This is a genomic window from Sporofaciens musculi (assembly GCF_009830285.1).
Classification (GTDB): domain Bacteria; phylum Bacillota; class Clostridia; order Lachnospirales; family Lachnospiraceae; genus Sporofaciens; species Sporofaciens musculi.
Genome location: NZ_WUQX01000001.1, coordinates 4,508,989 through 4,534,016, shown reverse-complemented (window position 1 = coordinate 4,534,016; position 25,028 = coordinate 4,508,989). Strand labels below are relative to the sequence as shown.

Annotated in this window: 17 protein-coding genes; 12 read left to right on the top strand and 5 right to left on the bottom strand. The window is 47.0% G+C overall.

Annotation, left to right across the window (positions count from 1 at the left end):
• Nucleotides 1–7: 7 nt before the first annotated feature.
• Nucleotides 8–1,300, top strand: a complete 1,293-nt coding sequence (locus GN277_RS22885; RefSeq protein ID WP_159754216.1) for a hypothetical protein — start codon at nt 8–10, stop codon at nt 1,298–1,300.
• A gap of 64 nt (nt 1,301–1,364) precedes the next feature.
• Here GN277_RS22885 and galE read toward each other — a convergent pair whose 3' ends face one another.
• The gene (gene galE, locus GN277_RS22880; RefSeq protein ID WP_159754213.1) at nt 1,365–2,381 is read right to left on the bottom strand and encodes a UDP-glucose 4-epimerase GalE; all 1,017 of its coding nucleotides are present in this window, start codon (nt 2,379–2,381) and stop codon (nt 1,365–1,367) included.
• A gap of 260 nt (nt 2,382–2,641) precedes the next feature.
• Between galE and GN277_RS22875 the strand changes: the two genes are divergently transcribed.
• From GN277_RS22875 to GN277_RS22855, 5 genes are read left to right on the top strand one after another with little or no spacing between them, the layout of a single operon-like run.
• Nucleotides 2,642–5,209 (top strand): MBL fold metallo-hydrolase, encoded by a 2,568-nt coding sequence (locus tag GN277_RS22875; protein WP_159754210.1) that lies wholly within the window; start codon nt 2,642–2,644, stop codon nt 5,207–5,209.
• Nucleotides 5,210–5,238: 29 nt separating this feature from the next.
• The gene (locus tag GN277_RS22870; protein WP_159754207.1) at nt 5,239–6,006 is read left to right on the top strand and encodes a 4Fe-4S dicluster domain-containing protein; all 768 of its coding nucleotides are present in this window, start codon (nt 5,239–5,241) and stop codon (nt 6,004–6,006) included.
• Nucleotides 6,007–6,015: 9 nt separating this feature from the next.
• Entirely contained in the window at nt 6,016–6,213 is a 198-nt protein-coding gene (locus GN277_RS22865; RefSeq protein WP_159754204.1) for a helix-turn-helix transcriptional regulator, read from the top strand.
• 21 nt (nt 6,214–6,234) lie between these two features.
• Nucleotides 6,235–7,005 carry a peroxide stress protein YaaA gene (yaaA, locus tag GN277_RS22860; RefSeq protein ID WP_159754201.1) on the top strand — a complete coding sequence of 257 codons (771 nt, stop codon included), beginning with the start codon at nt 6,235–6,237 and terminating at the stop codon, nt 7,003–7,005.
• 15 nt (nt 7,006–7,020) lie between these two features.
• Nucleotides 7,021–7,938 (top strand): radical SAM protein, encoded by a 918-nt coding sequence (locus tag GN277_RS22855; protein WP_159754198.1) that lies wholly within the window; start codon nt 7,021–7,023, stop codon nt 7,936–7,938.
• A 58-nt stretch (nt 7,939–7,996) separates the two neighbouring features.
• On the opposite strand, the gene GN277_RS22850 is transcribed toward GN277_RS22855, so the two are convergent.
• The 4 genes from GN277_RS22850 to hydE form a co-directional block, all read right to left on the bottom strand.
• Nucleotides 7,997–10,990, bottom strand: a complete 2,994-nt coding sequence (locus GN277_RS22850) for an EAL domain-containing protein (protein WP_159754195.1) — start codon at nt 10,988–10,990, stop codon at nt 7,997–7,999.
• Nucleotides 10,991–11,073: 83 nt separating this feature from the next.
• Nucleotides 11,074–12,270, bottom strand: a complete 1,197-nt coding sequence (gene hydF / locus GN277_RS22845; protein WP_159754192.1) for a [FeFe] hydrogenase H-cluster maturation GTPase HydF — start codon at nt 12,268–12,270, stop codon at nt 11,074–11,076.
• A 37-nt stretch (nt 12,271–12,307) separates the two neighbouring features.
• Nucleotides 12,308–13,729 carry a [FeFe] hydrogenase H-cluster radical SAM maturase HydG gene (gene hydG, locus GN277_RS22840; RefSeq protein ID WP_159754189.1) on the bottom strand — a complete coding sequence of 474 codons (1,422 nt, stop codon included), beginning with the start codon at nt 13,727–13,729 and terminating at the stop codon, nt 12,308–12,310.
• Between the two features lie 67 nt (nt 13,730–13,796).
• Nucleotides 13,797–14,894 carry a [FeFe] hydrogenase H-cluster radical SAM maturase HydE gene (gene hydE, locus GN277_RS22835; protein ID WP_159757086.1) on the bottom strand — a complete coding sequence of 366 codons (1,098 nt, stop codon included), beginning with the start codon at nt 14,892–14,894 and terminating at the stop codon, nt 13,797–13,799.
• Between the two features lie 441 nt (nt 14,895–15,335).
• On the opposite strand from hydE, the gene GN277_RS22830 reads away from it, so the two are divergent.
• The 6 genes from GN277_RS22830 to gatB all read left to right on the top strand — a co-directional run bounded on the left by GN277_RS22830 (nt 15,336) and on the right by gatB (nt 25,021).
• Nucleotides 15,336–18,425 carry a glycoside hydrolase family 2 TIM barrel-domain containing protein gene (locus GN277_RS22830; protein ID WP_159754186.1) on the top strand — a complete coding sequence of 1,030 codons (3,090 nt, stop codon included), beginning with the start codon at nt 15,336–15,338 and terminating at the stop codon, nt 18,423–18,425.
• 62 nt (nt 18,426–18,487) lie between these two features.
• Entirely contained in the window at nt 18,488–19,843 is a 1,356-nt protein-coding gene (locus GN277_RS22825; protein WP_159754183.1) for an MATE family efflux transporter, read from the top strand.
• Between the two features lie 533 nt (nt 19,844–20,376).
• Entirely contained in the window at nt 20,377–21,711 is a 1,335-nt protein-coding gene (aspS, locus tag GN277_RS22820; RefSeq protein ID WP_159754180.1) for an aspartate--tRNA(Asn) ligase, read from the top strand.
• A gap of 47 nt (nt 21,712–21,758) precedes the next feature.
• Nucleotides 21,759–22,052 carry an Asp-tRNA(Asn)/Glu-tRNA(Gln) amidotransferase subunit GatC gene (gatC, locus tag GN277_RS22815; RefSeq protein ID WP_159754177.1) on the top strand — a complete coding sequence of 98 codons (294 nt, stop codon included), beginning with the start codon at nt 21,759–21,761 and terminating at the stop codon, nt 22,050–22,052.
• Between the two features lie 15 nt (nt 22,053–22,067).
• Nucleotides 22,068–23,597 (top strand): Asp-tRNA(Asn)/Glu-tRNA(Gln) amidotransferase subunit GatA, encoded by a 1,530-nt coding sequence (gene gatA, locus GN277_RS22810; RefSeq protein WP_159754174.1) that lies wholly within the window; start codon nt 22,068–22,070, stop codon nt 23,595–23,597.
• Nucleotides 23,591–25,021, top strand: a complete 1,431-nt coding sequence (gene gatB, locus GN277_RS22805; protein ID WP_159754171.1) for an Asp-tRNA(Asn)/Glu-tRNA(Gln) amidotransferase subunit GatB — start codon at nt 23,591–23,593, stop codon at nt 25,019–25,021. The genes gatA and gatB overlap by 7 nt, the downstream gene beginning before the upstream one ends.
• Nucleotides 25,022–25,028 lie beyond the last annotated feature (7 nt).

Below are 25,028 nucleotides of genomic sequence, written 5' to 3'. Positions count from 1 at the left end.
ATATTATATGGATAGAGCTCATTATGAGGAGATGGTATCAAATCTGGATAGGCTGACAAGCACCCATGCAATTCAAAACAAAATAATATACTTGTTCGGACATTGCAACGCTTCAGAGGAGTTGGCTAGCCTGATTTTGAAGAAAGGCTATATGGTCAGGGCGGTATTGGATAATAATGCAGAAAAGCAGGGAAGCACATGCTATGGAATCCCTATTGCGCCGCCAAAGATGATTCTTTACGAGCCCCAGGAACATACGGTCGTATGTATAGCGGCGAGGGCTTTTGAGGCAATGAAGGAACAGTTAAGAAAAATTGGGTATCAAGGCGAAGTATATAAACTGGTAGATTACAATAGCTATGCAGAGTATTCGCTGTCAGAGGATACAATCATGCGCAGGCAGGAACGAGTGAAAGAAGGTATTTTGCTTAAACAGCATCTGGAAGGGAAATATCCGGACTGTTTTAAGGTGTTATGTCCGTTTGCAGCATTGGGGGACATTTTTTTAGCTATGTCCTATTTGCCGTATTTTTTAGAAAAAAGAAATGTGTGCAGATGTGTGATTGGAGTTGTTGGAAATGTATGCGCACAGGTGGCAGAATTATTTCAGCCAGATATTTCAGGACTGCACAAAGAAAGTTTGTCTAATCAGAAGCAGGTTTATATAGAGGCTTTTTCTCAGAAGAATATGGACGAATTGGTACAAGCCTGTATTTATACCAAGGATAGAAATTCGTTTATTGCCCATCAGGACAGACCTTATGTGGTTAATTTGCATAAAGCATTATATATGAAATGTATTTCTCTGGAGCAGATTTACTGCTGCGGCGTATTTGGGCTTCCAGCCAACATAGAACCTGTGCGGCCAAGAGCAGAGAGGTTAAAGCCATATTCTGGCTTACAGGACATTTCTAAAGGGAAAGCCGTGATTCTCTCACCTTATGCAAAATCGGTTCCAACATTGCCAAAGAGCTTGTGGGGACAGATTGTAAGACATTACAAAGACAAGGGATATCAGTGCTTTACAAATGTAGTCGGAACGGAACAGGCATTGGAGGGAACTTTAAGAATCAGTCCAGCCATCTGCCAGTTACAGTCTGCTGCAGAGTATGCAGGTACGTTTATAGGCATCAGGAGTGGTTTGTGTGATGTGCTGAAATATTCAGAATGTAAGAAAATAGCATTGTATCCAGACTATCATTACAGCGATACCAGATGGAAGGCTATTGACATGTATCCTTTAGAGGGATGGGAAAATATAGTTGTAAGGGATGTGCTTCAGTGGGAGAAAGGGTTATAGAGACGCTGTCGGTAAATACTCCATTGCCCGACAGCGCCTCCCTCTTTAACGCTATAAATCGTTCCTACCGATATCCATTGGGATTCTGAGACTGCCATCTCCACGTATCTTCGCACATCTCATCCAGTCCTCGTTCTGCCTTCCATCCAAGCACCTTCAAAGCCTTAGCTGGCTCGGCATAGCACATAGCAATATCTCCTTCTCTTCTCGGCTTAATCTCATAAGGAATCTCCTTGCCGCAAGCCTTCCCGAATGCCTTTACCATATCCAGAACAGAATAGCCTGTCCCTGTTCCTAAGTTAATCACATCCAGTCCAGGATTGGTCATGATATAGTCAATGGCCTTCACGTGTCCAACAGCAAGGTCCACAACATGAATATAGTCGCGTACGCCTGTGCCGTCCGGAGTATCGTAGTCGTCACCGAATACACCGAGTTTATCAAGCTTGCCAACGGCAACCTGGGAAATATATGGCATGAGATTGTTGGGGATGCCCTTTGGGTCCTCTCCGATACGTCCGCTCTTGTGGGCGCCCACTGGGTTAAAGTAGCGAAGCAGGATAACGTTCCATTCTGGATCTGATTTCTGCAAATCGGTCATAATCTGCTCCATCATAGACTTTGTCCATCCATAAGGATTGGTGCACTGACCCTTGGGGCAGTCCTCTGTGATTGGTATTAGCTCAGGATTTCCGTAAACAGTAGCGGAAGAACTGAATACAATCCGCTTTACGCCAGCTTCTCTCATCACATCCATCAGTGTCAATGTGCCAGTAATGTTATTGCGGTAATATTCAAGGGGCTTCTGGACAGATTCACCAACAGCCTTCAATGCAGCACAGTGAATAACTGCATCGATGGACTCTTTTCCAAACAATGTCCTAAGATTGTCTGCATCACACACATCGCCTTCGTAGAAGGTGACCTTCTTTCCGGTTAGCTCCTCAACTCTTTTTAATGATTCCTTGGAAGAGTTGGAAAGATTGTCATATACAGTTACCTCATACCCCTTATTCAGTAACTCTAAAGCTGTGTGGCTGCCAATATAACCGGCGCCTCCGGTAATTAAGATATTCGCCATAATTATTATTCCTCCTGTTCTGTTGTAAATATTTTAGAACTTTATTTACTAATTATTATCATATTGCATAAAAGCGGGAAAAGCAATAAGCATATGGGATAAAATTATAAAAATATTGCGAACTGCAATAATATATGAGGTTCTGAATGTAAACAATGACATTTAGCAATCTGTTATTTATCCAAAAAAGGGATTGATTTTCGGGGAGGTGCTGGTTAAACTGAATATAGAACTTTTATTAAGATAAGGAATGAAATTACATGAATCTACATTTTCTCGGCGGCGCCATGGAGATTGGCGGCAGTTGTATCTACATCAGAATTGCAGGCAGGGGAATCCTTTTGGATTCCGGCATCCGCCAGTCTGTATTTAAGGACCCGATTCCAGATTTTCGGACAATACAGGAAAGGGGCGGCGTGGATGCAATTATCGTGAGCCACGCCCATATGGACCATATCGGAACACTTCCAATTATCAGTAAGGCGTATCCTTCTGCCCGTATTTACATGACTGCCATGACAGAGGACCTTACCAGGGTATTGTTATATGACAGCTTAAAGATTATGAAGTATCGGGAGGACGAGATTCCTCACTATTCAGAGCAAGATGTGCTGGCCATGTTGGGGCGGATTCATCCCATAGGTTATCAGACGCCCTTTCCCATATTTGACAGGTTTACCCTAACATTCTATCCCGCGGGACATATTGCGGGGGCGGCATGCATATATCTGGTTACGGAGGACGGAAGCCTGTTCTACTCTGGTGATTTCTCTGCATTTTCACAGCGTACCATTGAAGGCATTCGGATTCCCAAGCTTCGTCCGGATGTTGCCATTGTGGAGACGACCTATGGGAACCGTCTCCATGCCAACCGGATGGTGGAGGAAAAGCGTCTGGTGGAGTTGGTCAGGGAATGTATTTTGCAGAAGAAAAAGATTCTGATTCCCACATTTGCCCTGGGGAGGGCGCAGGAGGTCCTCTTGATTCTGCGTATGGCATTTCTGAATCAAGAGCTTCCGGCTGTGCATGTGTTTGTGGACGGCATGGTTCGGGACATTAATCAGATGTATGTCAGGAACCCCATTTATTTGAAAAATGCATTAGGAAAACGTATTTTTAATGGAAACGAGCCCTTCTATACAAAGGAAATCCGGCCGGTGGCCAATACCCAGGAGCGGGAGGAACTGCTGGCCAAAACAGAGCCTGTGGTTATAATATCCAGCTCCGGTATGCTGACGGGGGGACCCAGCGCCCAGTATGCAAAGCTTTTGGCGTCCTCGAAAGATGCAAGCATCATTATTACAGGATATCAGGACGAGGAGTCTCCAGGACGGCAGCTTTTGAAGCTGTTGGAATCACCGGAGGGGGGAAGCCTGACGATAGGCGGCAGGACTGTTCCCGTGAAATGCCGTATCGAGCAGGTGGGGCTGTCTGCCCATGGGGATAAGTCGGAGATTATGTCGCTTCTGGAAAGACTGTCTTCACGGCGGATCTTCTTAGTTCATGGGAACAGGGAGGCAATTGAAGAACTGGGAAATGAACTGGCGGCCGAGGATTACCGCCGGCAGGTCTATTTGCCGGAGTGCGGTCAGGAGTATAGGATTGAGCTTCGCAGGAAACGCAAACAGACGGCGTTTTATCCGGTTTATACCATGCAGATGGAACGGGAATTTATGCCGGAGGATGAAAAATTGTTGTGGGATTACTGGCAGGAGCACTATTTGGGAAAAGCATTGTCCATATCCCAGATTGCCTGGATTTGGTATGGCAGGGCGTGTGATTCTGATGAAGCCGCCCTTGCGAGAATGCAGGATATTTTCCGGCACAGTAACTATTTTTCTGCCAATGTACGCAGACTGTTCTTATTTGAAGCCAATACACGGGAAGCGGTAGCAGAGGCTCTTGCGCCGAAGGAACTGACAATGCAGGAATTAGAGCTTAAGATTCTGAATATATTTCAGGAGTATCCTTATAGGAAGATCGGCTATCATTTTGACCGGAAAGAGGCATTGCTGCAATTTGACTATCCGGACAGCCAGGATATGGAGAATTTTCAGGAAAAGGCCAGAATTTTCGCTTCGGAAACCGGTTGGAATATACGAATCAATCCAGCCACGAACCACAGTGCGGCGGGAATTTTGCTTTCACTGCTTTTTGGAGAGAGGCTTTTGAAGACTTCTTATTTTCAGGATAGAAAATGTTATTCCATCACACTCTCAGGGAAGGATAACAAGAAAGCTGACAGGGAGGCGTCAAGGCGTTTTGAGGCAGAGACGGGATGGAGGCTTCTGATTAACGGACGTGCAGAGACGGGATGGAATCCGCTGGTTCATGGAAATGCAGGTGTGGGGGTATATTTGGATGATGAGAATATAAGAGAAACATATCTGTTTGTACCTGAGGATGTTTCAGTGAAAGTGGTTGAGCAGAATCAGGCTTTTTTACAGATTGACTTGGCGTTCGCAAGCTTATCTCACAGACCAGATAAGAAGAGTTTAAAGCAGGATTCTAAGGGAAAATATTTGGAGCTTAGTTTCATTTCCCCCATGATAGGGAGACGGTATCAGAAGGTCATACAGACCCTTGCGAATCAGACTGGGTGGCGGATTCGTATTGCAGACAAGGTAAACCAGAATACATTATTTAAAAATATCCAGGTGTTGTGTATGAAGCGCGGGATTACGCCTGTGAAGAATCCGTCCTATCTTCCTGAGAGAAAGACGGTACAGGTGAAGGTGCGCAGGTCTTTAGAGCCGGAGATCTTGGATTTGGTTGCAAAGGAGTTTCAAAAGCAGACGGGATGTGGGTGTGAAATGCTCACAGTTTAGTGGGAATAGATATTGGGGAGGATAATATTATGAAATTATATGAAATCGTATTCAGCCCTACAGGGGGAACGAAGAAGGTTGCGGATATTATTGCGGACAGATTTCGTTGGGAAAGTTCATTGATAGACTTGACAGACAGGTTTCTGGATTTCAAGGCATTTACATTTGGAGAGGAGGATGTCTGTATTGTGGCGGTGCCCTCCTATGGGGGAAGGATTCCCGATATAGTGGCAGAGAGATTGAAGGAGATGAAAGGAAATAAGGCGAAGGCAGTTCCGGTTACAGTGTATGGAAACCGGGCATATGATGATACGATGCTAGAGCTCAATGACGTTCTCATAGAAGCCGGCTTTTGTCCGGTTGCGGCGATAGCGGCTGTGGCGGAGCATTCGATTATGCATCAGTTTGCCGCAGGCCGTCCGGACGAGGAGGACAGAAGGGAGTTAGTAGATTTTACGGACAAGATTAAGAGAGGAATCCAAAATGGAAGTCTTAGAGATACGCCTGCGGTTCCGGGAAACAGGCCATATCGCTCCTTTAGCGGTGTACCTATGAAGCCAAGGTCAGGCAAATCCTGTACAAAGTGCGGAGTATGCGCCGAGGCATGTCCCATGGGTGCGATCCCAACGGATATGCCTATGAGTACGGAGCATGATAAATGTATCACGTGTATGCGCTGTATCGCTGTCTGTCCCCAGAAGAACCGCAGTATCAGCAAGGTACTGGTCGCTGCAGGAGCGCAGAAGCTGAAGAAAACGTGTAGAGAGAGAAAGAAGAATCAGTTATTTTTGGGATGAGAATAATATATGAAGAATCGTTTGGAGGAGCTGCGCAGGCAGCGGGGAATCCGGCAGGAGGAGCTGGCCCTGGCGCTTGAGGTGTCACGCCAGACCATAGGCTCGCTGGAGAATGGCAGGTATAATCCGTCAATCGGGCTGGCATTTAAGATTGCCAGGTATTTTGGAATGAGCATTGAGGAAATTTTTATTTATGAGGAAGATTAAGGGCAAAAGAGGGAGTGGACTATGAGAATCATCATTTCTCCGGCAAAGAAAATGAATACTGACACAGATACGTTCCCGCAGCCAGTCCCTCCAGTCTTCCTTAAGGAAGCGGAGGTACTTAAGGACTGGCTTCGCACCTTGTCTTTGGAAGAAGCCAGGAACCTGTGGAAGTGTAATGATAAGATTGCAGAATTGAATTACCGCCGGCTTCAGGAAATGAACCTTAACAGGAGACTGACTCCTGCGCTTCTGTCCTATGAGGGAATCCAGTATCAATACATGGCGCCAAAAGTATTTACCAAAAAAGAATGGGATTATGTGCAGGAGCATCTGCGAATCCTCTCAGGCTTCTATGGAGTTCTGAAGCCTCTGGACGGAGTCATTGCGTATCGGTTGGAGATGCAGGCCAAAGCACATGTAAATGGATTTAAGAATCTGTATGAATTCTGGGGACACAGGCTGTATCAGGAGGTGAGCGAAGGAGACAGAATCATCTTAAACCTTGCGTCAAAAGAATATTCCAGATGTATCGAAAAGTATCTTAAACCGGAGGATATTTACATTACTTGCATATTTGGGGAATGGAAAAAGGGGAAGGTGATACAAAAGGGGACGCAGGCGAAGATGGCCAGGGGAGAGATGGTAAGGTTTATGGCGGAAGAGGGGATTGTGGATGTAGGAGAGGTTCGCGGCTTTGACCGTCTGGGATATCAGTTTGAGGAGGAAATGTCCTCAGAGAAAGAATATGTATTTCTCAAAAGTGAGTTGTGGGCGGGGAAACCGTCCTTTTAAAGAAAGGTGAGAATTATGGAATACGAAGGACAAATCTGTCGGGCTCCTATGGAACGAGCTTCATTTATGCTGCCAATCATGGTAGGTTGTTCCTACAATCGTTGTAAATTCTGCAATCTGTTTCGGCACTTAAAATACCGAGAGCTGCCTCTTACCCAGGTTGAGGAGGAACTGGCGCGTGTCAAGAGGGTAGGAGGAAGTCCGAAGCGGGTTTTTCTGGGAGACGGGAATGCATTTGCCCAGAAAAACGAACGGCTTTTGCAGATTCTTGAGATGGTTCAGCAATATTTTCCAGAATGTGAAGAAATCAATATGGATGCAACCGTGACCAGTATTTTGAGAAGGTCGGATGATGAGCTTCATACTTTTAGTCGCTTGGGAGTGCGGCATCTCTATCTGGGGATTGAGAGCGGGCTTGACGACGTGCTCATATTCATGGAGAAGGATCACAATCAGGCGCAGGCCTACGAGGCAATTAAGCGTCTTAAAAAAGCTGGTATGATTTTTGACGCTCATATTATGACGGGTGTGGCGGGGAAAGGCAGAGGGAAGGAGAATGCCAGGGCATTGGCAGAATTCCTAAATCAGACCCAGCCTGCCCATGTGGTGAATTTTTCCATGTTTCTGCATAAAGAGGTGCCGCTGTACCAGAATATTCTGGAGGGCAGCTTCATTCCGTCCTCAGAGCTTGAGAATCTTGAAGAGGAACGCTGCCTGCTTGAGCTTCTGGATACAGAGATTTTGTACGACGGCTTCCATGATTTTATCAGATTTCGGGTGAGGGGGAAGCTTCCCAAGGATAAGGAGAAGATGCTTTTACGGCTTGATGAGGCAATTAGTCGTACGTCAGAGACAGAAGTGTATTCTTATGTACAGGGGGAGTGTCCTGCCTTGGAAAAGTGTGACGGAGGAAAGGTTTGGAAGTGTGATTGATTCCTTAGGGGGGGGGGGGGGGCATAGTTATATGAAGTGAACCGCCCCCCCTTTATCATTAAGATTTCTGATAAAACTGATTAGAGTTCAAAAGTTTTTCCTTCTGGATATCTGTAATCTGGTCTGTAATATCCTTGACAAATACATAGAACAGCCTGTGTTCTTCTCCCCATTCAGAATTTTCAAGATGGCCGCAGTCATCCAGCCAGCGAACCTCTCCGTCTTTTCTGATAATCCGGTATTGGACATAATCCATATTTCCTTCAGAGTGATGAATCTGGTTTTGAATCTCCCATTCCACTCGGTTAAGGTCATCAGGATGAACCAATCCTTTAAACGAGCCATTTACCAGCGTCATGAATTCATCCATGGTATTACAGCCAAATATCGTCATAATAGCCGGATTTGCATACAGGATTCGCTCATCGTCTATGGCACGATAGATAAAGAAACCGTCCGACATATTGGCGAGAGACTGTGCCATACGCAAATGGCGCTTTTCCTCCTCGTCTTTGATAATATTGTCAATACTTCGGATGGTGATGACAGCAGTTTTGGGAATGCCCCGTTCACGCTCACTGATGGTGACGCTGGTGAGGCACCATTCGTCCTCAATGCCATAGTCCTTTGCGCTTCTGCGATAGCGGTACTCTGTGGAATCCTGGGTTTTAAGTACAGTTCTTAAATTGTCCAGAGACAGAAATTTGCGGACATTATCTTCATCATATTTTAGAATCTTTCCTGTTCCAAAGTGACGGTTTACAACTGCCGCATAATTCCCGCGTTCCATCAGGCCGTTGGCATCGGGATAAATCATTCGGCAGTAGTTGTCTCGAAGATGGAGGAAATAGACTTCCCGGTAGGCAAGAACCATACTGTTTAACGCGCCCTCATGAATCTGCATATGGGTGACATCCCGCATCAGGCAGGCCACATATCCATACTCATGCTGATAGAGCGTGAGCTGGAGATAGTGACTGGAAATAGAGCTGTATGCGTAATGGGTTAGAGTTTCTCCCCTATATGCAGCCTGATACGCTTTGGTAAACAAATCCTTCTGGTCGTCTTTAAAGGCTTTCATAATCAGATGACGCAGCAATTTGATATCACCGCCGCAGGTCTTAGCCATCTCATGGTTAATATAGATAATCTCATAATCATTCGGGGCGCCGGAAGGGTCAAGAATAATCTTGGCAAGGCCATATCCGCAGGGAATGTTGCCATAATAGCGCTCCAGCTTGTCCTGCTCCTGTTCTGTGAATTCTCCTGCTGTGTGGCCGATATCCCATTTTATTTCTTCCTTTTCCCGAAAAGAGGTAACATCCACAAGAGAGCAGTAGAACATCTTGTGTCCGTTCTTTTCCCGAAGGAAAAATATCTTCATGTACACCCACAGCACTTTGCCGTCCAGCCGCAGTAGATGGATATACCCGTCGGCACAGCCGGGCCGTTTGTCGTATGCCTGCTCGAAAAGGGAGAACAACTTAGGTCTGTCGTCGTCTCTAACGTGATCCCAGAGTTTTTTGTTATAGTTCTCAGGGTCGTTGGTTCCCACGCCTACAAGCTGGAAATATTGCTCGTTGACACGAGTAATCTGGATTTGGTTCTCATATATATCATAAAATGCCGCGGCTCCCAGAATATTGTTGACCATGGTATCTGTGAACAGATTGCCGTCTATGAATTCTCTTGTATGGAGAGCTTCTACCTGTTTGACGCACATGCCGCCAAAATCCAGGTTCCGCTCATCTGCCAGCAGGTTTTCCAGTTGATTGATGGGCAGAGGCTTGAAATAGTAATAGCCCTGGGCGTAGCGGCAGCCCATGTTCCGCATAAAATTTTCATGGTGTTGGTTCTCCACGCCCTCTAAAACAATGGGTATGCCAAGAAGCCTTGCCATGTTCACCACAGACTCCAGAATTCCGATTCCTTTCTGTTCCTCCTCGGCGCTCATTTCAAGAAAACACATATCAATCTTAAGAACGTCCACATCCATACTCTTAAGGGTATTCAAAGAAGAATAACCGCTTCCAAAATCATCCATCATAAGCTGAAATCCGGCTGCCTGCAGCCGTTTTACGGTATCAATAACCCTTTGGCCGTCCTCTGCGTAAGCGCTTTCTGTGATCTCACATTTGAGATATTTCCTTGGTACCTGGTAGGTATCGGTCAGATTAATTAGAAAGTTCGGCACATCAATAGTCAAAATATCCAGTCTTGATATATTGATAGAAATCGGAACGGGATGGTAGCCTTTTGTAATCCAACTTTTTAGCCATTCCACCACCTTTGTCCACACCACCTGGTCGAGAGGGGTGATGGAGCCGTTTTTTTCCAGTACGGGAATGAATACCCCAGGGGATATGAGTTTGCCGTAATGAATCCAGCGCACAAGGGCTTCCGCACCTACAATCTTTCTGGTGGTAATGTCATACTGAGGCTGTGCGTAGAAAGTAAATTCATCATTTTCAAGAGCCGCCTTTACGTCTGAAAGTACCTGCCATTCTCTTTCCAGTGAATTCTCCATATTGGGGTCATAGATGCGAATTCGATTCATATGGCTTCCCAGTGCATAAGAAAGGGCCATGGTTGCTCTGTCATACATAATCTCCGGCTCAAGCATAAGGTCGTCCAATGTATAGATACCAATTGCAGGCAGAGAGTGAGCAATACCATTCAACTGTCCCATGTTGACCGCAATCTCATCCCATAGCGCCCGAAAAATCTCCAACTGAAAAGGCATGATGATACAGAAATCATCTCCGTTAAAATGTCCGGCGACGCCGCCGTACTGCTTGATATTCCGTTTCAGACAATTTGAGATAAAAATAAGGAGCTCGTCCCCCTTATCTCTGCCGCAAAACGTATTGATCATCCGAAAATGCTCAATATCGATTGCTGCCATGGCATACGCGCCTGGCTGGACATTTTCTAAATAAATCCTCGCTGCCTGCATAAAGCTTCGCATATAATGCAGCCCCGTTAAAGGGTTTAAATCGAAAGCTGCCTGTCCGACAGCATTTCCTGTTCCAGTCGTGATACCTTTTTCCACGCAATGTTACCTCCCAGATAATGGATTATTTAATGGAAATATTGTACTACGTTCCGGTAATAAAATCAAGTCAAGTATCAGATTCAAAAGATGGCGACGCTTCTTTCAAGAATATTCTTCATATAGGCAATGACTGTCCCGTAATTTGTTATCGGCACGCTGGCGTCGCCGGCACATTTCAGACGGTACTTCATCTCACGTTCATTCAGCGTGCAGCCGCCGCAGTGTATAATTAACTGATATTTCCCTAAGTCAGCCGGAAATTCCGTTCCGCTGGTGAATTCAAAATGCAGCTCTTTTCCTGTGTGCTTCTGTATCCATGCCGGAAGCTTCTGCGTTCCGATATCGCCGCATTGTCTGTGGTGAGTACAGCCTTCAGAGATTAGCACACGATCCCCGTCATTTAAGGAATAAAGAGCTTTTGCGCCGTTTACAACCGTCTCAAGATTCCCCTTATATCTTGCGAAAAGTATGGAAAATGAAGTCAGAGGAATATCTTCTGGCACATCGGCGGCCACCTGTTCAAAGGCCTGGCTGTCTGTAATGACAAGGGAGGGCTTCCTGCCAAGGGAGGCAAGGGTTTCCTTAAGCTTATTATTTCCTGTTACAACGGAAACAGCCCCAGATTCCAGGATATCCCGAATGGTCTGCTGCTGCGGCAGAATCAGGCGTCCCTTAGGCGCCGCCTTGTCAATGGGAATGACAAGGACGACCAGGTCCAAGGGATGAAGCAGGTCGCCTACAAGCCGGTGTTTTGCGTCTTCGGCGGGTGCAAGAGAGGCAAGCAAATCCTTTAGTTCTGATATGTTTGTATAGTCTGCTGCGCTGACCCAAATCACGGGAATGGCGGCATCGACAGAGGGAGAGACAGTGGATACGTGCTCCTTTAGGTCAGCTTTGTTCATAACAATGACGCAGGAGATGGATTTATCCTTTATTTTTTCAAGGATTGCTTCATCCTCTTTCGTCATGCCAACCGTACCGTCCACCACCAGAACTGCGATGTCCGTCTTATTTAGTATCTGGTACGCTTTTTGGATTCTAAGAGGGCCAAGTTTTCCGTCATCGTCAAGGCCAGGAGTATCAATCATGACCACAGGACCAAGGGGCAGAAGCTCCATGGCCTTGGGTACAGGGTCGGTGGTAGTTCCTTTCACGTTGGAGACAATGGCAAGGTTCTGTCCAGTCAGTGCGTTAATGAGACTTGATTTTCCGGCGTTTCGTTTTCCGAAAATGCCGATGTGTATACGTTCGCTGGAGGGTGTATTGTTTAAACTCATGATGCAAATTCTCCTTTACTTTATTATATTTAGAACCTTAAAAACGGAAATCTCTTCGGTTATTCTCACGAATCAGCTTCAGATTCTCAAGTACAACTGCCCGCGCTTTTTCATTCGGTACGTTTAAGACCTCTTTATCAATCAATTTGTCTCCAATAGCCTTGGTGGCTTCGGAAGCGTAGTCCATCAGATATTCCTCCAAAGTCATCAGTGCGTTGGGATGGCAGCAGTTCTGAATCTGCCCGCTCTTACACAGAGACATGAAACGGTCTCCGGTTCTTCCCTCCCGATAACATGCGGTGCAGAAGCTTGGAAGATAGTCCATCTCCATCAGCCATCGTACAACTTCATCCAGGGTACGATTGTCGATTACGTCAAACTGCTCAGACTTGGCATCCTCAGGCTCAGGCTCACAATAGCCGCCCACGCTGGTCTTTGAGCCGCCGCTAATCTGGGAAATGCCCAGATGAAGGACGCGTTCGCGGGTCTTTTGACTCTCACGGGTGGAAATAATCATGCCGGTGTAAGGAACTGCAATTCTGATACAGGCGACAATCTTGGCAAATGTATCGTCATCAATGCCATTTGTGAATGAGTCTGCGTCGATATCGTCTGCGTTGCGAAGTCTTGGGACACTGATGGTATGAGGCCCCACTCCGAAGGCAGCCTCTAAGTGCTCTGCGTGCATCAAAAGGCCGGCAAATTCATAACGGTATTTATCCAGTCCAAAGAGCACACCGACGCCTACGTCATCGATTCCGCCTTCCATAGCACGGTCCATGGCTGTGGTATGGTAGTCATAGTCATGCTTTGGTCCAGTGGGGTGAAGCTCAAGATAGCTCTCCTTATGGTAGGTTTCCTGGAATAGAATATAGGTGCCGATTCCGGCCTCCTTAAGCAGACGGTAGTTGTCAACCGTGGTTGCAGCAATGTTGATGTTGACACGGCGGATGGCTCCGTTTTTATGTTTGATGCTGTAAATGGTATTGATACAGTCCAGGTAATAGTCCATGGTGTTGTGAACCGGATCTTCGCCTGCCTCCAGTGCGAGCCGTTTGTGTCCCATATCCTGCAGGGCAATGACCTCCCGTCGGATTTCCTCCTGGGTCAGTTTTTTTCTGGCAATGTGCTTGTTCTTCATGTGGTATGGACAGTAGGTACAGCCGTTGATGCAGTAGTTGGACAGGTACAGGGGCGCAAAGAGTACGATGCGGTTGCCGTAGAAGTCCTTCTTAATCTGCTCTGCCAGTCGGAAAATTTTCTGGTTCATTTCCGCATCTTCGCAGGCAAGGAGGAGGGAGGCCTCTCTGTGGGATAAACCTTTGCGAAGGGCAGCTTTTTCAATCAGGGCTTCAATAAGCTTAGAATTGTTCTTGTTTTCGTCAGCGTAGGCGAGGGTATTTATAATCTCCTCGTGATTAATAAAGTCTTCAGGTTTTTTGGAATTAACGTCATACATAATGGTTTTCTCCTTTTATTTTGTGGTGTGGCAGCCCCATGAAGCTGTCACGTAGAGTTTGTTTGCTTCAACAAGGTCTATATTTACTGTCGTCAGGATGTCCGGACGGCAGGTTTAAGGAATCGCCTCGTGCAGTAACAATTTGGTATCCGATGGACTCCATGAGTCTTTCCAGAGATTGCCTGGCTTCGGCCGCCTCCATTCCTGTACAGAGTTTATTGTCATACAGGGAGTAATCCTTGCGGACGTGGGCGGGCGACAGGTTCGGCATTACAACGTTTGCTCCGGAGAGAATCCCAAGCTTTCGCCCATTAGGGTCGATGGTTCCAAGAGCAGTTGTGGCAGGAAGCAGCACCTTGGGAAGCATAAGCCTTAAAAGCCCCAACATAAACAAGGTCAGCTCCAGTGTACCGGAGGTCTGATTCGCAAAGGGTGTGTCATGGTGTACGATAAATGGTCCGATTCCCACCATCTGGGGATTCAGCTTGCGGATAAACAGCATATCTTCTGCCAGATGCTCGGCTGTCTGGTATGGAGAGCCAACCATGAAGCCGGTTCCTACCTGGTAGCCTATTTCTTTTAAACTCCACAGACACTCCTGTCTTGCAAAAGCGGTGAGGGAAGGCGGGTGAAGCCTGGAATAGTGCAGAGAGTCGAAGGTCTCGTGACGCAGAAGATAGCGATCAGCTCCGGCTTCAAAGTATTTTTTGTAACTGTCGTAGGATTTCTCACCGATTGACAGGGTAAGGGCACAGTCAGGATACAGCTTCTTTATTGAGCGGATGAGATGGAGCATTTTATCATCCGTGTAGTAAGCATCCTCGCCGCCCTGGAGGACGAAGGTGCGGAAACCCAGTTCATATCCCATGCGGCAGCAGAAGAGAATGTCATCTTCTGAGAGCCGGTATCGGGCGGCGTGCCGGTTGCTTTTTCGTATCCCGCAGTAGAGGCAGTCGTTTTTGCAGTAATTGGTGAATTCAATCAGTCCTCGTATATAGACATCATGACCGTAATGAAGGTGTCGTTCCTCCCTTGCCAGAGAGAATAGATATTCGGCAAGTTCGGGGGTGCGGCCGGAAATGAGCTGGACCCACTGGTCTTTGGTTAGCGTGCGTTTTTCCTTCAGTCTGTCAATGAGACGGTACAGTGAGGAGGGCTTTGGCATATTCTTGTTATCGTCTGTATATTTCTGCATAAATCACTCCTTTTGAAAATGGTTTCTGGGACGCCAGTTCTTGGATGAATCGAGTAGGGAAGACTTGCTCCCTACTCGCCGCGCGGCTCGTGCGCCGCCTCAGCGGCTTACTTCCTCTGCACGAGCCTGCGCATATAAAAAAGACCTGACGCATAAAGACGTCAGGTTCAGAGAAACTGTAGGTACAGTTCAAAAAGGGTAAGATATCCCTACCCTATAATCTATTCGGAAGCTGTGCGCCTTTTCACGCAGTATACCCTATTTGCAAGGATACCTTTGTGAGCAGTACATTTTCAATCATTATATCACAGAGGAAAATGATGCACAATGAAAGTTTAAGTTTTCACAAAAATGGGGAATTATGATATAATATTTTCAGAAAACAAAGGGAAAAACAGGAGGAGTATACACGTGGCAAGAGTGAAGAAGCGTTGGGAGGACGAGCAGCTTTTACAGATAGGAAGATGTACGCCCCACACAGATTTTAAGAGAGAATGGAAGTATGAAAACAGCATTTCCCTAAACGGAAATTGGCAGTTTCTTTTTATCAAGGCGCCGGAATATTCGCCTGAGAATTTTTCGGCTGTGGACTTTAAGGATGACGGATGGGAGCGGATTGAGGTGCCCTCCTGTTGGGAGATGAAGGGATACGGCAGTATGCATTATACGGACGTCTGGTATCTGTTTCCTGTGAATCCTCCCTTTGTGCCCTCCGAGAATCCGACAGGGATTTACAGAAGATGGGTGACGGTTTCAGAGGAATGGAGAGACAAGCGTAAGATACTGAGATTTGAGGGGGCAGGCAGCGCCTTTGACGTATGGGTAAACGGACATCATGTGGGCTATACCAAGGGGAGCCGTCTTTCATCGGAATTCAATGTCACAGATTTCATTTGGCCTGGTGAGAATCAGATTACGGTTCGGGTATATAAATGGTCTGACGGAACCTATCTTGAGTGTCAGGATATGTGGTGGTATGGCGGGATTTACAGGGACGTGACGCTGATTGCCAGACCAAAGACGGGAATCGAGGATTATGTAGTGGAGGCAGGGCTTGACGACAGTTACAGGGAAGGGATTTTGATTCAGAAGATTACTGCGGCAAAGGAGGCGAAGGAGGCCAAGTGGCGGCTTGAAGATGCAGAGGGTGTCGAGATTGCCGCAGGTATGGAGAAGCTAAGCTGTGGATGTGGAGAAATCAGGACAAATGTAGGAAGGGTTCGTCCCTGGAGTGCGGAGATTCCGGCCCTTTATAGGGTAAGGCTTACGTTATACAAAAAGGAGGGCTCTAAGGAGATCTTAGATGAGGCCCAGGTGCTTACAGGGTTCAGGAGAGTGGAGGTGAGAGGCTCCAATTTTCTTGTAAACGGTGTGCCTATTCTGATTAACGGAGTCAATATGCACGATTTTAGTCCAAGGGGCGGCGCGGTTGTCAGCCAAGAAACGGTGGAGGAGCATTTGCGCATGATGAAGCGATATAATATAAATGCAATCCGCTGCGCACACTATCCGAAGATGCCCTATTTTTACAGGCTGTGCGATATATATGGTTTTTATGTCATTGATGAAGCGGACTTAGAAACCCATGGGTTTGAATGGATCGAGAGATACGAGTGGCTGAATAATGAGGAAAGCTGGAGGAACGCCTATATTGACCGAGCTGTGCGCATGGTGAAGGAGCACCAAAACCATCCCTGTATTCTGATGTGGTCCCTTGGAAATGAATCTTCGGTGGGAAAGAATTTTAACGCGTCGGCAGAAGCCATACGCAGTTTAGATACTTCGCGGCTGATTCACTATGAGAGTGATTCAGGGGCAGATCTTACCGATGTTTATTCCACGATGTATACCAGGCTTGAGGGGCTTTTGCAGATTGGAGAGGGAAACGACGGCCATGGAAAGCCCCATATTCTGTGTGAGTACGGACATGCCATGGGAAACGGACCTGGGAATTTGGAGGAGTACCAGGCATTATTCCGAAGATACGATAGGCTCCAGGGAGGCTTTATCTGGGAGTGGTACGATCATGGAATTGAGAAGATGGACGTAAGCAAAAGGAGGACGTGGCAGTATGGCGGCGATTTTGGGGACGAGCCAAACAACTTAAACTTCTGTATGGATGGACTGCTTCGGCCGGATGGGGCTGCCTCTACGGGGCTTTGGCATTACAAACAGGTGATTGCTCCGGTAAAGGCGGAGGCGGTTTTATTGTCCGAGGGAGAGGTCAAGGTTAAGAATCTATTTGATTTCAAGGATTTAAGCGGTGTTGCACTGGAATACCAGGTTGTCCATGAGGAGACGGTTGACGTTTCAGGACGGATTGAAAAACTGCAGGCAAAGGCAGGGAAAGAGGAGTTGGTGAAGCTTTCCTATTCTCTGGAAAAGATGGAGCCGGAAAGCGACTATTATCTGAATCTGTCATTTGTGTATCGAGAGGCTTCAAGCTATGGTCCTGCGGGCTTAGAGATTGGAACAGAGCAGTTTCTTCTGCCAAACTGCGGTGTAAAGGTACAAAAGGCAGAGGAGAGATTCATGCCTGGCTTGTCGGGTAAAAAAGCTCTTAAGGTTAAGGAAACGGCAGTCAAGACCAAGATTACAGGAGATGGCTTCTGCGTTGTTTTTGACAGAGTGACAGGCAGGCTTCTTAAATATGAGGTGGGAGGAAAGAGATTGATTACGGCGGGACCCTCCATGAATCTGTGGCGGGCGCCAATCGACAATGATATGTACAAGGTGGGGGACTGGAAGGAGAAATATTTTCTTCATCTTCAGCAAGAGCAGTTAGAGGAATTTCTGGTTGAAAAAGCAGGGGAGGATGTGCTTGTGCAGATTCGCACTCATTTCTCGCCTCTTAGTATGGCCTTTGGCTTCAAGGTTTGTTACACTTGGCGGATTGGGGGAGACGGGGAGCTTGCGCTTTCACTGGATATGAAAGGATTTCACTACAGTGGTTTTATACCGGAGTTTCTTCCGCGTATTGGGATTGAGCTCCATCTTCCAGCAGAAATGAGGAATATTGTATGGTATGGACTTGGGCCGGAGGAAAATTACTGTGATATGAAGTCCGCGGCACGAATGGGCGTTTATAGGAAAACTGTGGAGGAGATGCATGTGGAGTATGCCAAGCCCCAGGAGAACGGGCACCGGGAGGAGGTACGCTGGCTTGCAGCAGGCGACGATGAGAATAGCCTTATAATCTGTTCCGAAAAAGGAATGGGGATAGACGTACATGATTATACAATAAAAGCATTGGAGAGAGCCCGTCACGTGGGTGAAATTAAACGCTGCGGTGAAACGGTGGTCCATCTGGATGCCAAGCACTCTGGTGTGGGAAGCAATTCCTGCGGACAGGAGCAGACCTATGGGAATAAAACAAAACTCAATGATTATTCTATGCAGCTTGTATTTCGGTGTGTAAGGAATGAAGATATAATTGAGGAAAGCAGACACAAGCGTAAGAGTTTTGAATTTCACAGCCTGATTCACGATAAAGTTCAGTAGATTAATGTCGTATGATATGTTATACTGGACGGCAGGACGAATGAATAGAAAGAGTGATGTGGATGAAAAACAGGCAGGTATGTTTAACGGAGGGACCGATTTTAAGGTCATTGGTTGCACTGGCGATGCCGATTATGGCATCGTCTTTTTTAAATACGGTTTACAGTATTACGGATATGGCGTGGATTGGGCTGCTTGGCTCAAAAGCGGTGGCAGGAGTGGGCGTTGGGGGTATGTACGTCTGGCTTTCCCAAGGCTTGTCGTCCCTTACTAGGATGGGGGCGCAGGTCAACGTGGCGCAGTCGTTTGGCCGTGGCAGGAGGGACGAGGCGAGGGAGTATGCCTGCGGGGCCCTTCAGCTTACTTTGTTGTTCGGAATGCTCTTTGCCCTGGTCAGCGTATGCTTCACGGACGGCTTGGTAGCTTTGTTCCACCTTGGGGACGTGGAGGCGGTCCGGTGTGCAAAAAGCTATATGCAGATTACCTGCGGAATGGTGATATTTTCCTATATGACCGTTGTGCTTACAGGTATTTATACAGCCCAGGGAGATTCTAAGACACCCCTTGTAGCAAATATAATTGGTCTTATTATCAACATGATCATGGACCCAGTTCTCATCCTTGGGATTGGTCCATTTCCACGGATGGAGGTAGTGGGCGCCGCAATCGCTACGGTTACAGCCCAGTTTATTGTTATGCTGGTAATGATTCTGGGAGCGTGGAACACAAAAAGTACAGAAAATGTGCTGACCGGCATGAAGGTTTGGAAATTGGTGGAGGGAAGGTTTTTTAAAGGGGTATTTCGGATTGGAGTGCCTACGGCTATACAAGGGACGGTGTACTGTGTGATTTCCATGGTTCTGACCCGCATGGTGGCAGTGTTCGGGCCTGGCGCTGTTGCCGTACAGCGTGTGGGAGGACAGGTGGAAGCGGTGTCCTGGAATACGGCGGATGGATTTGCGGCGGCTATCAATGCATTTTCCGCCCAGAATTATGGCGCAGGACAGATGGAGAGGGTCCGAAAAGGGTATCGGATTTCCTTTCGTACGATTGTGATATGGGGAGCTTTGATTACACTTGCATTTATCCTTCTGCCAAAGTCAATCTCAGAAGTATTCTTCCATGAAGGAGATGTGATAGGAATATCTGTGGATTATTTTCGGATTGTGGGAATCAGCGAGGCGTTTATGTGCGTAGAGCTGATGACTGTGGGGGCGTTGTCCGGGCTGGGAAGGACAAAGCTGTGCAGTATCATCAGTATTCTGCTTACTGTGGCAAGGGTGCCCCTTGCGGTGGTTTTCGCGGCAACGCCTCTGGCGCTGAACGGCATCTGGTGGGCATTGACTATATCGTCCGTGGTAAAAGGAATTGTGTTTGTAATCGCATTTAATAGAGTCACTATTGCGAAAAATAATTAAAAAATAATAAAAAAAATGCTTGAAATCTTGAGAATAGTGTGCTAAGATATAAAACAAATTTTTAGAAAAGCAATGAAAGAGACTCTGTTCTTTGGAACTTGACAGGAATGAGGCGTCACCGACTGAGAGCGCTTCTTGAGGAATAAGAACAATAGGGAACACTCTGGAGCTGATCGGTTGAACAGGCCTAAGCTTTGTTGTTTTACAGCAGAGATTAGGAAAGTAGGTCGGTACGTGGGCGCGCGTTAAGCGTAAGAAGTCATGTGCAGGATACTGTATATGGTTTCTATAGAGGGGAATCCAAAATGCCAAAGGATAATCTGTCAGGCAGGATGAAATTCATATTGCGTATCGTATACTAGATTTTGCCGTATGATTTCTGAGGATTCAATGCGGGTGGTACCGCGGATAATAAAAGATATCCGTCCCGAAATACAGTCATGTATTTCGGGACTTTTTGCGTTGTCCTAAGATGCTTCGTATCAAGGAATACATGGCATGAAAAGCAGTCAGATGGGAAAAGGAGGACAATTATGGAGTATTACACAGGCGTAAAACAGAAGGGTACATTGGAAATCAGCGAGCTACTAACACAGGCGAAGCCTGGACAGAAGGTGAAGGTCAATGGAGCCGTCCACACAATCCGCGATATGGGTACAGTTGCATTCGTAATCCTGAGAAAAAGGGAAGGGCTTCTTCAGGGAGTCTATGAAGAAGGTACTGGGGATATTAGGTTAAAAGAGCTTAAGGAGGCTGCGGCGATTGAGCTGGAGGGTATATTGGAGGAAAATGAAAAGGCGCCACACGGCATAGAGCTTCGGATGGAGAAGGTACGGATTCTAAGCGAGCCCACGGATGAGATGCCTCCCCTTGCGGTCTCCAAATGGAAATTGAACACATCACTGGAGGCAAAGCTGAATTATCGTTCCATTGCCCTTCGCAACATCCGCGAGCGAGGGAAATTCCGAATTCAGGAGGGGCTTGTGAGGGCGTTTAGAGATTTCCTTTATGGGCAGGGATTTACGGAGATACACTCACCGAAGATTGGGGCCAAAGGAGCGGAGGGAGGCGCCAATATCTTTAAGCTGGATTATTTCCACCGTCCGGCTGTGCTGGCGCAGAGTCCTCAGTTCTATAAACAGATGATGGTGGGAGTATTTGACCGAGTATTTGAGACGGCGCCTGTGTTTCGAGCAGAGAAGCACAATACAAAGCGGCATCTGAACGAGTATACAAGCCTGGATTTTGAGATGGGATATATTGACGGCTTCGAGGATATTATGGCAATGGAGACAGGGTATCTTAAGTATGCTATGGAAATTATTGAAAAGGATTATGGAAATGAGCTTCGTCTTCTTGATCTTACCCTGCCGAATGTGACTCGGATTCCGGCGATGAAGTTTAGCGAAATGAAGGAGCTTATTTCCGAGAAATACGGACATCAGATAAGGAATCCATTTGATTTGGAGCCAGAGGAGGAGATGCTTATTGGCAGGTACGCCAAGGAGGAGTGGGACAGCGATTTTATTTTCGTAACCCATTATCCGTCCAAGAAGCGTCCCTTCTATGCCATGGATGACCCGGAGGATACCAGATATACTCTAAGCTTTGATCTTCTGTTTCGGGGGATGGAGGTTACCACGGGTGGACAGCGTATCCATGATTACCGGATGTTGACCGAGAAGCTTAAGGCCAGAGGAATGTCTGAGGAGGGAATGGAGCAGTATCTTGACACCTTCCGGTATGGAATGCCTCCCCATGGCGGACTTGGAATTGGGTTGGAGCGTCTGACCATGAAGCTGGTTGGAGAGGATAATGTGCGGGAGACAACACTGTTCCCAAGAGATTTGAGCAGGCTAAAGCCGTAGTTCGGCGTTTTTTGTAACGGGCGTATGTATTTCAGGAGGGTGAGAATATGGCGAATAAGATATCAGACGAAACCATTGAATATGTGGGAATTCTTGCAAAACTCGAATTATCCAGCGAGGAGAAGGAGAATGCCAAGGCAGATATGGAAAAAATGCTGGATTATATTGATACGTTAAATGAACTGGATACGGAAGGGGTTATACCTATGTCTCATATATTTCCGGTGAACAATGTATTTAGGGAGGATGCGGCAAGCCAGAAGGATGGCAGCAGGGAAACCCTTGCAAATGCCCCCCAGAGTAAAGACAACAGCTTTAAAGTTCCAAAGACGATTGGATAGGAGGGTGCGGCGAAGATGGATGTTACGAGTTTGACTGCAGTTGAGTTGGGAAAGAAGATTAGGGAGAGAGCGCTGTCTGTGACGGACGCGGTAAATGCGTATTTTGAGCAGATTGAGAGAGTGGAGGGGGATGTTCACAGCTTTGTGACTCTTGATCGGGAGGGCGCTCTTAAAAGGGCAGAAGAAGTACAAAAACAGATTGACGAGGGGACGCTTACAGGTCCCCTTGCGGGAGTACCAGTTGCGGTAAAAGATAACCTGTGTACCAAGGGACGCTTGACCACCTGCAGTTCTAAAATTCTTGAGAATTTCAAACCTACGTTTTCGGCGGAGGCGGTTTGTAATCTTGAGAAAGCGGGGGCTGTGCTCATTGGAAAGACCAATATGGACGAATTTGCTATGGGCAGCACCACAGAGACTTCTTATTTTGGCGTCACGAGAAATCCTCGAAATCTAAGCCATGTTCCCGGCGGTTCCTCCGGTGGCTCTTGTGCGGCGGTTGCTGCATGTGAGAGCCCGTATGCACTCGGTTCGGATACCGGCGGCTCCATTCGTCAGCCCAGTGCGTTCTGCGGAGTGGTGGGGCTTAAGCCTACCTATGGGACGGTGTCCAGATACGGCTTAATTGCTTATGGGTCTTCTCTGGACCAGATTGGCCCCATTGCAAAGGATGTGACGGACTGTGCTGCAATCTTAGAGGTAATCGCATCCCACGATTCCAAGGACAGCACGTCCATTGACAGGAACAGCTATGTGAATCGGGGCGTTGGCATCAAAGAGAGTGGAATGGATTGTCCGGCAGGGTACGATTTTATGAGCGCTTTGGTAAATGATGTTAGCGGTATGAGGATTGGAATTCCAAAGGATTATTTTGGAGAGGGATTGGAGCCGGAGGTAAAGGAGAAGATACTGGCAGCGGTTCAGGTGCTGAAAGATAAGGGAGCTGTTGTGGAGGAATTCGATTTAAGTCTGGTGCAGTATGCGATTCCGGCATATTACGTCATTGCATCTGCGGAGGCCAGCTCTAACCTGTCCCGTTTTGACGGTGTAAAATACGGTTATCGAACGGAGGAATATGAAGGGCTCCATAATATGTATAAGAAGACCCGCTCGGAGGGCTTCGGGGCGGAGGTGAAGCGTAGAATTATGCTCGGCTCCTTTGTGTTAAGCTCTGGGTATTATGACGCTTATTATCTGAAAGCATTAAAGACAAAGGCTTTGATTAAGGAGGCGTTTGACAGGGCGTTTGAAAGATTCGACGTGATTATCGCACCGGCGGCTCCCACTACGGCGCCAAAGCTTGGCCAAAGCTTAAGCGACCCCCTTAAGATGTATCTGGGAGATATCTATACTATTTCCGTGAATCTGGCAGGGCTGCCGGGAATCAGTATTCCGGTGGGGAAGGATTCCAAAGGTCTTCCGATTGGAATGCAGATGATTGGAAATTGTTTCCAGGAGAATAAGATAATCAGGGCAGCTTATACATTGGAGCAGTCCCAGAGAAGCATAGACTTTGAAATAGAAGGAGGCAGGGGCTCATGGTAAAGCAGTATGAAACAGTAATTGGACTGGAGGTCCATGTAGAGCTTGCGACTAGAACGAAGATTTTCTGTTCGTGCAGCACAGAATTCGGCGGCGCGCCAAATACACATACCTGTCCGGTCTGTACAGGTATGCCGGGAGCTTTGCCTGTATTAAATAGGAAGGTAGTGGAATATGCCATGGCGATTGGTCTTGCTGCTAACTGCGATATTACGCGTATCTGCAAGTTTGACCGTAAAAATTATTTCTATCCGGACAATCCTCAGAACTACCAGATTTCACAGTTATACCTGCCAATCGCGAGAAATGGATATGTGGAGATAGAAGTGGGAGATATCAAGAAAAAGGTCCGTATTCATGAGATGCATATGGAGGAGGATGCTGGGAAGCTGATTCATGATGAATGGGACGATACCTCTTTAGTGGATTATAACCGAAGCGGAGTCCCCCTTGTGGAAATTGTGTCAGAGCCGGATATGCGCTCAGCAGAGGAGGTGATTGCTTACCTTGAAAAGCTGCGTATGATGCTCCAATATCTGGGTGCGTCGGACTGTAAGCTTCAGGAGGGCTCCATGCGGGCAGACGTCAACCTGTCTGTGAGAGAAGCAGGTACGCAAAAATTCGGCACAAGAACGGAGATGAAGAATCTGAACTCGTTCAAAGCAATCGCCAGGGCAATCGATGGAGAGAGGAACCGGCAGATTGAGCTTATAGAGGCGGGAAGGGCCGTTATTCAGGAAACCAGAAGATGGGATGACAACAAGGAAGCTTCTTACGCCATGCGCTCGAAAGAGGATGCTCAGGATTATCGCTATTTTCCGGAGCCGGACCTTGTACCCATTGTCATTAGCGACGAGTGGGTTGAAAAGATTCGTGCAAGACAGCCAGAATTTCGGACGGAGAAGCTTTTGAGATATAAGAAGGAATTTGATATTCCCCAGTACGACGCGGAGATCATCACTGGCTCTAAGCATATGGCGGATATTTTCGAGGAGGCTTCGGCTATCTGCGGGAAGCCTAAGAAGGTGTCCAACTGGCTGATGGTGGAGACGCTGCGTCTTCTGAAGGAAAACAATATGGAGCCGGAGGAGATTTCGTTTTCACCGGAAAACCTGGCGAAGCTGGTAGAGCTTACGGAAAGAGAAGCCATCAATAGCTCGGTTGCAAAAGAGGTGTTCGAGAAGATATTTGCAGATAATATTGACCCTGAGGTCTATGTGGAAGAACATGGCCTTAAGATGGTCAATGACGAAGGAGCTCTTTATGAAGCACTTAAAAAAGTAATCGAGGACAATCCGCAGGCCGTGGCGGATTATAGGGGAGGCAAGGAAAAAGCCTTGGGCGCGCTGGTGGGGCAGACTATGAAGGCAATGAATGGGAAAGTAAATCCAGGTCTTGTGAACCAGAAGCTAAGAGAGCTGCTCTAGCTGATTA

Excerpts from the sequence above, each read along its gene's own strand:
- GN277_RS22885 (WP_159754216.1), top strand. The coding sequence starts at position 8 with ATGGATAGAGCTCATTATGAGGAGATGGTATCAAATCTGGATAGGCTG.
- galE (WP_159754213.1), bottom strand. The coding sequence starts at position 2,381 with ATGGCGAATATCTTAATTACCGGAGGCGCCGGTTATATTGGCAGCCAC.
- GN277_RS22875 (WP_159754210.1), top strand. The coding sequence starts at position 2,642 with ATGAATCTACATTTTCTCGGCGGCGCCATGGAGATTGGCGGCAGTTGT.
- GN277_RS22870 (WP_159754207.1), top strand. The coding sequence starts at position 5,239 with ATGAAATTATATGAAATCGTATTCAGCCCTACAGGGGGAACGAAGAAG.
- GN277_RS22865 (WP_159754204.1), top strand. The coding sequence starts at position 6,016 with ATGAAGAATCGTTTGGAGGAGCTGCGCAGGCAGCGGGGAATCCGGCAG.
- yaaA (WP_159754201.1), top strand. The coding sequence starts at position 6,235 with ATGAGAATCATCATTTCTCCGGCAAAGAAAATGAATACTGACACAGAT.
- GN277_RS22855 (WP_159754198.1), top strand. The coding sequence starts at position 7,021 with ATGGAATACGAAGGACAAATCTGTCGGGCTCCTATGGAACGAGCTTCA.
- hydF (WP_159754192.1), bottom strand. The coding sequence starts at position 12,270 with ATGAGTTTAAACAATACACCCTCCAGCGAACGTATACACATCGGCATT.
- hydG (WP_159754189.1), bottom strand. The coding sequence starts at position 13,729 with ATGTATGACGTTAATTCCAAAAAACCTGAAGACTTTATTAATCACGAG.
- hydE (WP_159757086.1), bottom strand. The coding sequence starts at position 14,894 with ATGCCAAAGCCCTCCTCACTGTACCGTCTCATTGACAGACTGAAGGAA.
- GN277_RS22825 (WP_159754183.1), top strand. The coding sequence starts at position 18,488 with ATGAAAAACAGGCAGGTATGTTTAACGGAGGGACCGATTTTAAGGTCA.
- aspS (WP_159754180.1), top strand. The coding sequence starts at position 20,377 with ATGGAGTATTACACAGGCGTAAAACAGAAGGGTACATTGGAAATCAGC.
- gatC (WP_159754177.1), top strand. The coding sequence starts at position 21,759 with ATGGCGAATAAGATATCAGACGAAACCATTGAATATGTGGGAATTCTT.
- gatA (WP_159754174.1), top strand. The coding sequence starts at position 22,068 with ATGGATGTTACGAGTTTGACTGCAGTTGAGTTGGGAAAGAAGATTAGG.
- gatB (WP_159754171.1), top strand. The coding sequence starts at position 23,591 with ATGGTAAAGCAGTATGAAACAGTAATTGGACTGGAGGTCCATGTAGAG.